General features: G+C 58.8%; 9 protein-coding genes and 1 pseudogene. 7 read left to right on the forward strand and 3 right to left on the reverse strand.

Going from position 1 to position 12,627, the window contains the following annotated elements:
• A pseudogene (locus WCJ41_RS16845) lies at window positions 1-1,135 on the forward strand (IS3 family transposase); the annotation flags it as partial.
• 152 nt (window positions 1,136-1,287) lie between these two features.
• Here WCJ41_RS16845 and WCJ41_RS16850 read toward each other — a convergent pair.
• Entirely contained in the window at window positions 1,288-2,421 is a 1,134-nt protein-coding gene (locus tag WCJ41_RS16850; protein ID WP_336906998.1) for a mandelate racemase/muconate lactonizing enzyme family protein, read from the reverse strand.
• 71 nt (window positions 2,422-2,492) lie between these two features.
• Between WCJ41_RS16850 and WCJ41_RS16855 the strand changes: the two genes are divergently transcribed.
• Complete coding sequence (locus WCJ41_RS16855) at window positions 2,493-3,314, forward strand: IclR family transcriptional regulator (RefSeq protein WP_336906999.1); 822 nt, start codon at window positions 2,493-2,495, stop codon at window positions 3,312-3,314.
• On the opposite strand, the gene WCJ41_RS16860 is transcribed toward WCJ41_RS16855, so the two are convergent.
• Window positions 3,311-4,441, reverse strand: a complete 1,131-nt coding sequence (locus tag WCJ41_RS16860) for an extracellular solute-binding protein (RefSeq protein WP_336907000.1) — start codon at window positions 4,439-4,441, stop codon at window positions 3,311-3,313. The genes WCJ41_RS16855 and WCJ41_RS16860 overlap by 4 nt on opposite strands.
• Before the next feature lie 32 nt (window positions 4,442-4,473).
• Between WCJ41_RS16860 and WCJ41_RS16865 the strand changes: the two genes are divergently transcribed.
• From WCJ41_RS16865 to WCJ41_RS16885, 5 genes are all read left to right on the forward strand, one after another.
• Entirely contained in the window at window positions 4,474-6,087 is a 1,614-nt protein-coding gene (locus tag WCJ41_RS16865; protein WP_336907001.1) for an ABC transporter substrate-binding protein, read from the forward strand.
• A gap of 93 nt (window positions 6,088-6,180) precedes the next feature.
• The gene (locus tag WCJ41_RS16870) at window positions 6,181-7,110 is read left to right on the forward strand and encodes an ABC transporter permease (RefSeq protein WP_336907002.1); all 930 of its coding nucleotides are present in this window, start codon (window positions 6,181-6,183) and stop codon (window positions 7,108-7,110) included.
• Between the two features lie 3 nt (window positions 7,111-7,113).
• On the forward strand, window positions 7,114-8,010 hold the full coding sequence (locus WCJ41_RS16875) for an ABC transporter permease (protein ID WP_336907003.1): 897 nt from the start codon (window positions 7,114-7,116) through the stop codon (window positions 8,008-8,010).
• Window positions 8,007-10,007 (forward strand): ABC transporter ATP-binding protein, encoded by a 2,001-nt coding sequence (locus WCJ41_RS16880; protein ID WP_336907004.1) that lies wholly within the window; start codon window positions 8,007-8,009, stop codon window positions 10,005-10,007. The genes WCJ41_RS16875 and WCJ41_RS16880 overlap by 4 nt, the downstream gene beginning before the upstream one ends.
• A complete protein-coding gene (locus WCJ41_RS16885; protein ID WP_336907005.1) occupies window positions 10,004-11,179 on the forward strand; it encodes a mandelate racemase/muconate lactonizing enzyme family protein in 1,176 nt (391 codons plus the stop codon). Before WCJ41_RS16880 ends, WCJ41_RS16885 begins: the two co-directional genes overlap by 4 nt.
• Window positions 11,180-11,295: 116 nt before the next feature.
• On the opposite strand, the gene WCJ41_RS16890 is transcribed toward WCJ41_RS16885, so the two are convergent.
• The gene (locus WCJ41_RS16890; RefSeq protein ID WP_336907006.1) at window positions 11,296-12,471 is read right to left on the reverse strand and encodes a mandelate racemase/muconate lactonizing enzyme family protein; all 1,176 of its coding nucleotides are present in this window, start codon (window positions 12,469-12,471) and stop codon (window positions 11,296-11,298) included.
• Window positions 12,472-12,627: the final 156 nt, after the last annotated feature.

Raw genomic sequence — 12,627 nt, forward strand, 5'->3', positions numbered from 1 at the left:
AGCAGATCTACACCGACCTTGTTTCTCTGGGCTACGTCGGCTCCTACGGCCGGGTGGCGGCCTTCGTGCGGGCCTGGAAGGTGGAGCGCCAGCGGGATGCCCAGACGAGTGGCCGCGGCACCTTCGTGCCCCTGGTCTTTGCGCCGGGAGAGGCGTTCCAGTTCGACTGGAGCGAAGACTGGGCGGTGCTGGGCGGGGAGCAGTCGCACCTCCCAGTCCGGCGGACGCTCGAAAAGCTCGGCATTCCCCGGCCGACCTTCTGCCGTTGGTACGACCGATATCGTACCGACGGGCCTGAGGCGCTCGAGGACCGCCGTCCTCAGCCGGGCCGGGTGTGGAACCGCATCCCGGACGAGGTTCGGTACAAGGTCGTCAAGCTGGCGCTCGACGAGCCAGACCTGTCGCCCCGCGAGCTGGCCGTCCGCTTCACCGACACGGAAGAATACTTCGTGTCAGAGGCCCCTCAGCCTACAGGATCCTCAAGGCCCATGACCTCATCACCAGCCCCGCATTCATCGTTGTGAAGGCGGCGGACGAGTTCAAGGACAAGACGACGGCTCCGAACCAGCTCTGGCAGACCGACTTCACCTACCTGAAGGTCACCGGCTGGGGATGGTTCTATCTGTCCACAATCCTTGATGACTTCTCCCGCTACATCGTGGCTTGGAAGCTGTGCACGACGATGAAGGCCAGCGACGTCACGGAGACGCTGACACTGGCGCTCGAAGCCTCGGGGCTCGACAGCATGAAGGTCACACACCGGCCTCGGCTGTTGAGCGACAACGGCTCGTCCTACATCGCCGGTGACTTGGCGGACTGGCTCGAGGAGAAGGGCATGGATCATGTCCGCGGGGCGCCGCTTCATCCACAGACGCAGGGAAAGATCGAACGCTGGCACCAGACGCTCAAGAACCGGATCCTGCTCGAGAACTACTACCTACCGGGCGACCTCGAGCAGAAGATCGGGGACTTCGTCGCCTACTACAATCATCTCCGGTACCATGAGAGCATCAGCAACTTGACCCCGGCCGACGTCTACTTCGGGCGCGGCCAGACTATCCTGTTGGAACGAGAAAGGATCAAACGCGACACCATCAAAACCAGACGCTTGCAACACCGCGGCAAGGCCGCATAACATCAAACCCAGATGCGCCAGATCCTCTCTTCGATCACGCGCCCAAAGTTCTCAAATTATCTGACGACGGACAGCAGATGCCGCTTTCGGCGGAGCTCGAAAGAGCTACGACGGGCACCGAGTGTTGCATGGCATTGACTTCATGCTCTATTTCATGACCGCGTACGATAGGAGTCGACCGTTTCGGGGTTGAGCGACACTCCGAGGCCGGGTCGGTTTGGCACCTTTACCCGGCCGTCTATGCCGATTGGAAACTCCTCGTTGGTGAGCTTCCAGCGCAAGGGAGAATCGCTCGTCGAATACTCGAGCGGCTCATCCATCCAGTGCTGTGAAAGGAAGGCCAAGTTCGCGGCGATTGTAATATTCGATTTGTAGCCATGGGTAACTACGCGGCGCCCGAGTTGCCGGGCCAACGTCGAGATTCGCATTAACTCCGTCAAGCCGCCAGCCATGGTAACGTCCGGCTGCGCGATGTCGATTTGTCCGCGTCGAAATGCCTCCTCATATTCGAAGTGCGTGGTGAGCCCGAGATCGCCGCCGCCGATCGGGATACCAAAACCCTGGAAGCGCGCATGGCCATCGAGGTCGTCAATAGGTAATGGTGCTTCTACCCAGACGAATCCGTTCTCCCGGAAAATGGGCATCAGTGGCAGCCCCTCATCGACGGTAGACCAGGCGGTCGCGGCATCGACCATCAGGCATATGTCATTGCCTACATGTTCACGCGCGGTGCGGATCAAAAGAGCGGTCTTGTCCAGGTTGTCGCGCCAGAACGGATCGGCGACGATCTTGATGGCCTTGAGGCCGAGTTTCAGCCCGCGGTCAATGTTGTGCCTGACGTCGTCAGGCTCAGTGCCAAGTGGGTATACAGTACCATAGGCGAGAACGCTGTCGCGCTGCGGCGTACCCAGCAGTTTGCCGACACTTTCGTTCAGCACTTTGCCGCGCAAGTCCCAGAGGGCGATGTCGACGGCCGAAATGGCATGGATGACGACGCCCCGCCGGCCGTAGTAGCTGGTCAGATCATACATCCGCTCCCACAGTCCTTCGACGTCGGACGGGTCTGCACCCAGCAGTACCTGCTTCAGGCCCATGGCATGAGTGTGCGAACGCGGCGCGTCGACAATGGCGCGGATAACGGAAGGAACGCTGTCGACTTCGGCGATCCCGGTTACGCCCTCGTCTGTATGGACAAGAACAAGGCAATTGTCATAGGAACCGTCGAACGTTTCTCCCGTCCAGCCGGGCACCCGCAACTCGACAACTTCAATATCGCTTATCTTCATGAGCTTCCCCAACCGCCACCGGTTAAAACTTCCCGTTTCAATATGCCGGACTAAGGTCTAGAATACCGGAAATGAGCAAGGACACAATAGGTCGCAAGAGCCACAAGGAGCGAACATCTGCAATGCCAGCTGCTGAAGAGAGCGGCGAAGGCTCGCGCAGCGTCAGGCGGGCGATCGACATCCTAGGGCTGATGCTGGCGCGCGGTGGGCCTATAACGGTCGCCCAGGTCATCGCCGAACTGAAGATTCCGAAGTCGACTGCCTATGAACTCGTGCGAACGCTCATCGAGGCCGACTATGTGGCGCCCGCCAGCAAGGGCACTGGTTTTTTTATTGGCCGTAAGCTTTATGAACTGGGCATGGCCTATCGCAGCCACGTGGATCTCCTGCGCGACGGCGCGCAGATAGCAGAAGAGTTGCGCGACGAAACAGGAGAAACCGTTCAACTTTCGGTCTTGGATAACGGGTTGATGATGGTTCTAGTCAAGGAGGAGGGTCGCGGCCATCTGCGGATCATCAGTAACGTCGGCACCCGCGTGCCGGTGAACTGGGCGGCGGCCGGAAGACTCCTGGTTTCGGACTATTCCGATGCCGAACTGAAAAGCCTTCTAAAAATGACCATTCGCCAGTCGCCGACCAGCAACGCCACAATGAACGTGGAAAAGATTATCGCGCAGATCAGGAAGTTCCGACGCCTCGGCTATGCCACGGAACTCAACGAAGCCAATGAACATGCGGGTTGTATCTCAGCGCCAATTCTCGATTCGGCCGGACGCTGCTTCGCGGCGATCAGTGTCGTAATTCCAGAGCAACGGTTCAACAAGGTCACTCGCAAACGTCTGATTGCCAGTGTCATGAATGCCGCGGAGAAGCTGTCACGCCGCCTGGGTTAGGTCGCTCCGTGCAAGTGCTGAAGCCGGTCGAGCATGGCTGTCTCGCTGGTTTTGCCCCTGAGATGGGCTTCTATCACTTCACCCGCGGCTTCCTGAAAGCGAAGGTAGCCGTCGTAGCGCGGCCTGATCCAGCATTGATCCATGGTGGTACGGGTATCCCTGTAGCAGCAGCCGAAGTGATCGTTGATAGCTTGATCTTCCCACGCAGCGTGGCGGGCAGGCTGGCCATGGTGGCGCGCGAACAGCAGCTGCGTATTCTGTTCGGCTGCGAAGCGTGCATAGGCGAGTGCGGCTTCCGGATGGGCGCAACTTGCCGACAGGCCAAGCCCGGTGCCGCCAATGGTCGAGCCGCGGGGGCCCTGGGGCCCCGGAAAGTCGTGAAAACGCAGCGGACGGTTGTTGTCAGCCTCGGCATAAGTCGCATAGCAATAGACCGCCGGGCAGAACACGAGATCGTCGCGTGAGGCCATCTGTTCGTGCAGCACGATGCTGTTCCAATCCAGCGCTTCTGGAGGACAAAAGGCGAGAAGCGATCGCATCAGGTTCAGCACTTGCCGTGCCGCCTGAATTTCGAACAGTGGCTCTTCCGGGTTTGTGGCGCATGGCGTCCCGAGATTGGCCATAAGTGTAAAAAAGGTCATCAGGCTGTGCACGCCCTTAAGCCCGATTGCGAGCCAGAGGCCGCGCTGCCGCGCCAAATGTCCGAGGCCGAGAAGTTGCTGCCAATCGAGTGGAATTTCAACGCCGATGCGCGCCATGAGGTCAGGCCGTGACACCGCAACCTGGCAAGCCGCATCCACGGGAACCGACCAAATTTCCCCAGCCATGCGGTAGGTGGCGAGTGACGGGCCGACGAAATCGCCGTCGTGAAGCTCGAGGCTGGTCCCGAGCGGCATCAGGCAGCCGCTTTGCTCCACCTGCCCCATGAAAGGATGGTCAAGAATGATGAGATCGTAGGTTTTGGCGAGCACTTCGACAGGCGTGAACTCGAAACCGCTGAGCGGACGACTATACCAGGTGATGTCAATGTCCGGATGGCGCTGGCGGAAGACCTCTTGCGCCGCAATCAGCGGATCGACCGCTCGCCGGTGATCCCACGTCATGCCCCTGAGCTTGATTTTTGCCAAGCGCGCCTCCCGTTCTCTTGACTGATAACTTATTGCAGTACAAGGTCTGTCTGGCAAGACGTACAATTGTCCGGCATTTCGGAATTGCATGTCTGCTACAAAAACGCTGGAGGATAATGCCCATGAGAATGAACAGATGGTTGTTGGGAGCGGCTTCCGCCGCGATTGGACTTTCCGCCGCTTCGCCCGTATGGGCGGCCGCCGGCGATGAATGCGTGAAGATTTTGGGGTATGAATCGAGCGGCGAGAAGCAATCGATGGATCCCGCCGACATGCACTCAGGCGATGATGCCTATCATACCTTCGCGGTCTACAACCGGCTCGTCGATGTAGACGACAACTTCAACCTCAAGCCAGAGCTGGCAACCGAATGGTCGGTTTCGGGCGACGGCCTCACCTGGACCTTCAAGCTCCGCCCCGGAGTGAAGTTCCATTCTGGCAAAGACTTCACGTCGGCCGATGTGGTCTACTCCTTCAAGCGCCTGCTTGACGAGAAGACCGGCTCGGGCGCGCGCGCCGTTCTGGCCTTCCTGGATCCGGAAGGCATCAAGGCGCCAGACCCGATGACCGTCACCTTCACCACTCCGAAGCCGGTGGTGGAACTCCCTGTGCTCATCACCAACAAGTTCACCAATATCGTGCCTGACGGCGCTAAGGCGGCGGATCTCAGGCTCAAGGAAGACGGCACGGGCCCCTTCATGCAGGAGCAATTTACGCCCAATGCGCCGGTGCGTATCCTTCGGAAGAATCCCAACTATTGGGATGCCGGAAAGCCCAAGGCCGAATGCCTGAAGATCACGGTGGCGCAGGAAGCCGTTTCGGCCATCGCTGCCATGAAGGCGGGGCAGGTCGATCTGATGCTGAACGTCGATCCGTCAGTAATTGGCTCCGTGAAGGACGACCCGAACGTGCAGTTACTCGAGACCGGTGCATCGAACTCGATGACCATCTCCATGTGGGTGGACACAGCGCCCTTCGACAACCCCAAGGTACGGGAGGCGCTCAAGCTGGTGGTTGACCGGCAGGCCATGGTTGACACCGTTCTTCTCGGCTTCGGCGAGACTGCAGCCGATAATCCTGTTCCGGTGAGCAACCCTGCCTCGTATGTCAAGGAGGCGCCGAAGCAGGATATAGATAAGGCGAAGGCCCTACTTGCGGAAGCAGGCTACAAGGATGGACTCAAATTCGATCTCTATACTGCTGAAGGTGTGCCCGGCATGGTGCGTATGGCGCAGGTCTACGCCGAGATGGCCAAAGCCGCCGGCATCGAGATTAATGTCATCGTGACGCCGGCCGAAAGCTTTTGGGACGATGTCTGGCTGAAGAAGCCGATCGTAACATCAGCTTGGTCAATGCGTCCGCCGGGCGAAGGTCTCGCTGTGGCATATACGCAGAACGCCAAGTGGAAGGAAACACATTGGGAGAGGCCTGACTATGATGCGCTGCTGCTCAAGGCCAACACAACCGCCGACGAAGCCGAACGCAATAAGCTGTTCCAACAAACAGGGCAGCTGCTCGCAACGGAGGGAGGCGTGATTCTACCGATGTTCGTTCATCAGGTTCTGGCCCTGCGCAAAGGCTGTGACGGCTATGCGCCCCTGGCGCAGAACTTCAACCTCAACTTCGAGAACCTGAGCTGCAAATAACGCCGCAACGGCGAAATTGAAAAGTAAATGCAGGGCGAGGCGAGCCTCGCCCTGTAGTCATAAGGGGGTCATTTGCAAATCTGGATACTGATCGTGCGCCGTATCGTGCTGTCTGCAGTTACCCTGCTGCTTGTCTCGGCTTTTGTTTTCTCCGTGCTTGAAGTTCTGCCGGGTGACGTCGCCACTCGCATTCTCGGCCGCGATGCGACCCCGGAAGCGCTTCTGGTGCTGCGGGAACAACTGGGCCTCAATCAATCGTCCATGATCCGCTATATTCATTGGCTTGGTGGGTTGTTGACTGGCGATCTGGGCCGGTCGCTCGTCTCCAGCCGCGCCGTTTCCGAAATTCTAGCGCCTCGCATTTTCAACACACTAGCACTGTCAGTCTATGCATTCCTCCTCTACCTGCCGTTGACCGTGATCCCGGCGGTTGTGCAGGCGCTGAAACGTGACATGGCGGTTGACCATGCGCTGTCGGTGGTAACCCTCGTACTTCTCTCGATGCCAGACTTCCTATTGGCCACTATCCTGCTACTCGCCTTCGTGCTCTGGATACCGGTGCTACCAGCAATTTCGCTTGTCGATGAGACCTCAAGTTACGTCGAATATCTGCGGGCCATGACGCTACCAGCTGCGACGTTGGCCATCGTCATGGCTGTATATGCGGTGCGCATGCTGCGGGATAATTTGATCGAGGTACTCGATTCAGATTATGTCCGCATGGCAGAACTTAAAGGTCTGTCGCGCGAGCGTGTGCTGCTGCGGCATGCGCTGCCCAATGCGCTAGTCCCTACCCTCAACGTTACGGCGCTTAACCTCGCCTATCTCATTGGTGGGGTCGTGGTGGTGGAGAGAGTGTTCTCCTATCCGGGTTTTGGCACATTGCTCGTCGACTCGCTGCAGTTGCGTGATCTGCCGGTCATTGAAGCCACAGTGATGATCGCCGCATTGGTTTATGTTTCGGCCAATCTGTTGGCGGATATCGCAGCGATTCTACTTAATCCACGGCTCAGGACGGCTTGAGATATGAGTGAAGCCAACATAGAGTTGATTGCCCCGTCTCAGATGAGACGAAACTGGCTGATGCTTTGGAGGCAGATGCCCCTCAGCTTCCGCATCGGCAGTCTCATTCTTGTTGTCCACTTGCTGGTGGCTGTCACCGGGCCCTTCTGGGCGCCTTACGGCTATTCCCAAATGGGCGCCGGGCCTCCACTCTCAGGCATGAGCCTCGCCCATCCTTTCGGCGTTGACCAATTGGGCCGTGACGTCTTCAGCAGGGTGGTCCGCGGCAGCTGGATTGTCATCTCTCTTTCACTCGCAGGCACCCTGCTGGGTATGCTGATTGGCGCTATCGTCGGGCTTCTGTCAGGCTATGTGGGCGGATGGATCGACGAGATCGTTCAACGGGTTCTGGAAGCCTTGATTAGCATTCCATTTCTTGTCCTCGCTCTGATTGCTATTGCAGCTGCGGGCCCGGAGTACTCCGGAAATCCTGTGCTTCTTGTGCTGGTGGTTGCGCTTGTCTATGCACCCCGCATCGCTCGCATGGCGAGGACCGCCGCCATCGATATCACCACTCGCGATTACGTGACGGTGGCGCGGCTCAGGGGCGAGAAAGCGTGGTCGGTCATGTGTTGGGAACTGTTGCCTAACGCGACCGGCGTTCTGCTTGTCGAGTTCGCCTTGCGCGCCGGTTATGCGCCGGTGCTCATCGGCTCGCTCGGCTTCCTGGGTTTCGGATTGCGGCCACCGACGCCGGAATGGGGTCTCATGATCAGCGAAAATCGTGCCTTGCTGATTGTATGTCCCTCGACAGTTCTTGGTCCCGGTCTCGCACTCGCATCCCTGGTCGTAGGACTGAACCTATTCACTGAGGGATTGGCTAGGGTACTCGGCCGGACAGTGAAGCTGGGAACGCAATGACCATGCTCGCTCTCGAGGTCTCTGGACTCTCGGTGTCCTACCGCCAGGGCCTTGGCTGGCGGCAGGTTGTCGAGGATGTGAGTTTTTCAGTACGACGCGGCGAGGTGCTGGGGTTGGTCGGCGAGTCCGGATGCGGCAAGTCCACTGTGGCTCTCCAGCTTCTTGGCTTCCGTCATGGCGGTCTCCGCACCGACACTGGCAAGATTGTGCTCGATGGCATCGACGTATTGACGCTTGATCGTGTTGGCCTCGACCGCGTGCGTGGCGCGAAGGTGAGCTTCGTGCCGCAGAATCCGACTACAGCCCTTAGTCCCGGGATGCGTATCGGTGAGCAAATTGATGAAATACTCGTCGCCCATGATCTGCCTACCGGAGATCGTGCGCGGGAGTTGTTCGGGCTCGTTGGCTTGCCTGACGACGCAGCGTTTCTGCGCCGTTATCCGCACCAGCTCTCAGGTGGGCAGCAGCAACGTGTTTGTATCGCAATGGCGCTTGCTTGTGAGCCAAGTTTTGTGGTGTTGGACGAACCAACCACCGGACTTGATGTAACCACACAGGAACAGATTGTTGACTTGTTGGTCGGCCTTCGAGCTCGGCTCGACATGTCGATGCTTTATGTCACGCATGATCTTGGCCTTCTGTCCCAGATCGCAGATCGCATCGGCGTAATGTATGCTGGGCACATGGTTGAACTCGCTCCGACGGCGCAGCTGTTTTCCGAGCCCCGCCATCCCTACACCCGTGGCCTCATCGCCGCCCTACCACGGCTCGACGAAGACCGTCGGACCATCAAGCCTTTACGTGGGCTCCTGCAACGTGATGCGCTGCCCAAAGGCTGCCCATTCGCGCCACGGTGTGATTTCGCGCTGACCCGCTGTTTTGATGAAGCCCAAGTCCTCCGCCATGCGGGGCACGGCCATGAGGCGGCTTGCTGGCGACTGGCGGAAATGCCTCCGGCAGCTGCGCCGGCGGTGGAAGAGTTGCCAGCCGAGCCAGATCACTGCGCAACGCCTCCGTTGCTGACAGTGGCCAGCCTGATAGTTCGTTACGGTCATGGTGTTCGGGCTTTCACGGCTCTCGGTAGCGTGTCGCTCACTATTGGAAAAGGCGAGACCTTTGCACTCGTGGGCGAGTCGGGCAGCGGCAAGTCAACGTTGGCACGGGCGATTGCCGGGATGGTCGCGCCAACCGCGGGTCATATACATCTCAATGAGGCAGAGTTATCCCCTCTCGTGAAAGCGCGGAGCCCCTCCCAGCGCCGCCTCATTCAGTACATCTTCCAGAATCCTGACGCGTCGCTCAATCCGCGCGCAACAATCGGACGCAGTCTCAGCCGTCAACTTGACTTCTTTTTTCCAGACAGATCGGCCAGTGCTATGGAGCAAATCACGGCGGCGCTTGCGGAGGTTCGCCTCGATGCGGCTTATGCTAGCCGCTACCCGGACCAACTTTCTGGCGGCGAGCGTCAGCGCGTAGCGATTGCCCGTGCTCTCATCGCCCAACCCGAACTGCTGCTCTGCGACGAGGTTCTATCAGCGCTCGACGTGTCGGTACAGGCCAGCATCCTCGAACTCTTACAACGCCTCAAGTCAGAACTTGGAATCGCGATGCTGTTCATTTCGCATGATCTGGCCGTTGTGCGCATGCTGGCCGACCGAGTCTGCGTGCTTTTCCGCGGAGAGGTGATGGAAATCGGGTCACGCGAACAAGTGTTTTCACCACCCTATCACCCCTATACTCATTCCTTGCTGGAAGCGGTGCCGGTACCGCTCAAGAAACGTAAGCCCGCGCGGCAGAGGACTGTCACGTCGGTGGATGTCGGAACTGGCTGTGTTTATGCTGGTCGCTGTGTCGCAGAAATCCCAGGAATATGCGGCACCATGCCGCCCCCATGGCGCGAAACGCAGGATGGGCTGGCGATCCGCTGCCATCACACGCTTGAGGATTTGCTCGAGAGAGAATCAGGCCTTTCAAGAAGAGGATTAGAGAAGCCATGAAGATTACAAAGGTCGAGTGTTTTGTTCTGCTGGTACCCGACTTCCGAGCTGACGCCTGCTCGTCCGCACAGGACAATCTGGTCGTCAAGATCCATACTGACGACGGCCATGTCGGAATCGGCGAGACCGACACCAACCCATGGGTGGCGCGCGCCATGATCGAGGCTCGTGGAACCCATATCATGGGTCTTGGTTTGACTGAAATGCTGATCGGTCAGGATCCTCGCGACGTTGAAGGTCTGTGGGAAAAAATGTACCGTGGATCTGCTATGACCGGGCGGCGGGGCCTTGGCATCTGTGCGATCGGTGCTCTCGACATGGCGCTGTGGGATCTGGTTGGCAAGATTGAAGGGAAGCCGTGCTGGCAACTGATGGGCGGTGCCACCAATCACCATATCGTGCCCTATGCCTCTTTGTTGCCTGAAGGCGACGACCTCGAAACCTATGGTCGGGTGTTGCGGGAGCGCGCGCTAGCTGCTCAGAAACTTGGTTTTCGGGCGGCTAAGCTCGAGATTTGCCTGAAGGGGCCCTATTCACACAATTCGCTGCAGATTGCCGATGACCGGGAATGCGCCCGCATGGTGCGCGATGTGCGCAAGGCGGTGGGGACAGAGATGACCCTCATGGTAGATGTCGCCTATGCTTGGCCCGATTGGAAGCAGGCGCTGCGTGCCATCGACATGTTCGCTGACCAGGACATATATTTCGTTGAGACACCGCTCCCTTCGGACGATGTTGAAGGTTATGCTAAGCTCTGCCATGCCTCACCAGTCAAGATAGCGCTGGGCGAGTGGCAGAATACTCGTTTCGAGTTTCTCGAGTTCATGAACGCCAAGGCAGTCGATGTGGTGCAACCGGATGTTGGGCGCGTCGGGGGCTTGACGGAAGCCAAGCGCGTTGCAATGCATGCGCGCGATCGAGGCCTTGCGGTGGTGCCGCATTGCTGGAAGTCGGCGATTGGCATCGCGGCCTCGGCACATCTTGCTGCGGTCTCGCCGACCTGCACATTCATTGAGTTCCTGCCACGCGAACTAGCCGGCTCCTCACTGCGCCGGGACTTGTGTAGTGTCGAACTGCCGGTCATTGACGGTCTTATTCCGCTACCAACAGGGCCGGGCCTCGGCGTCACACTCAACGAGGAGGCGCTTGCTAGGTATAACGTCGCATCGTAACTGAATCACGAGTGATGCGACCTGAATTTTTTTTTACAAAGAGAGTAGACGCTCGAAACGATTGTCTTGCCACACTGACGCGCGCGCAATTTGTGCGTCGTGGAACAGGGTTTGTTCTAGGCGCCTGCAGAAGGCCGACGCCAGCGCTCCACCAGTTCCTCGTTAAGTTCAATCCCAAGGCCGGGCCCCTCTGGAAGTGTCATGAAGCCATCGATTACCTCCGGCTCGGGAGAAACCAGTTCGCGCCGCATCGGGCTGTCGAAGACATGCGGCGAGACGTATTCGAAAATGGGCGCGGCAGGGCAAGCTGTCTGGAAGTGACGCCCTGCAGCCGACGTGATACCGGTCTTCCAGCCATGTGGCACCACTTCGGCGCCCATCAACTCGCAATAGTCCGCGATACGGCGGATTTCGGTGAGGCCGCCGCCCCGCCCGATGTTGGGCTGCACCACGCCCACCTTGCCGCGCGTGATCCACTCCCGCACCTCGAACCGGGTGGTTGCGGCCTCCGCGCCGCAGATGCGAATGGAACTCTTCTCCGCAAGACGAGCATGGCCTTCGATATCATCATGTTGCAGCGTGGCTTCTGCAAAAAAGATGTCATGTTCGGTGACCCGTTCCAGCACGAATAGGGCATCGTGCCAGTTGTGCCAGCGATAGCCGAAGTCCACTGCCATCAGGATGTCGTCGCCCAACATACGGCGGCCTTCGCCAATGAGGCGGGCAAGCTCGCGATCGGTCACAAGATCATAGAACAGCACTTCCATTTTCAAGGCGCGAAAGCCCGCTGCAAGCGCGGCGTCGAATTGGCGCCCAATTTCCTTCATGAGATCGCTGATACTGCGGCCCTGGGAGAGGCCTGGATAGATGGTGCAGTAGGGCTTCAGCTTCGCACGACGCGCGCCACCCATCAGTTTGTAGGCGGGAAGGCCGAGCTGCTTGCCCGCCAGGTCATGGAGCGCAATGTCGATCGCCGAAAGCGCATGAATGCCGAGCCCGCGCCGGCCCGGCCAGAAAGTTCCATCATAAAGCTTCTGCCACAGTCCCGCGATCTCAATGGGATCTTCTCCGACAAGGATCTCACTAGCGTTACGGCTCCACAGATGCGCGGTGGGCATTTCGATGAAGGCCTTGACGGCACTGGGCGGCGCATCGGCCTCACCGAAGCCATAGCGGCCGTCCTCGTCATGGACCTTGACGATCACGGTATCTGCCGTACCGTCAAGATCATTGGCGGATGTGGCAGGTGAATAGACGGGTATTACTTCAAGCCTGGCGATGCGGCTAGTCATGGTGGACAGCTCCTGATGGGCCCTTGCGGATGAAAAACGTTCAACCTGAGCCACGCGTGGTAGCAGCTGCTCGGTGTGAGGCAGGGCAGCTGACCGCCCTTTGAGGTGGTCCTGGTTAGCTGGACAGGTCGGCAGCAGAGTTAAGGTGTAGTCCAG

This window comes from Aestuariivirga sp., from assembly GCF_037139295.1.
GTDB lineage: Bacteria > Pseudomonadota > Alphaproteobacteria > Rhizobiales > Aestuariivirgaceae > Aestuariivirga.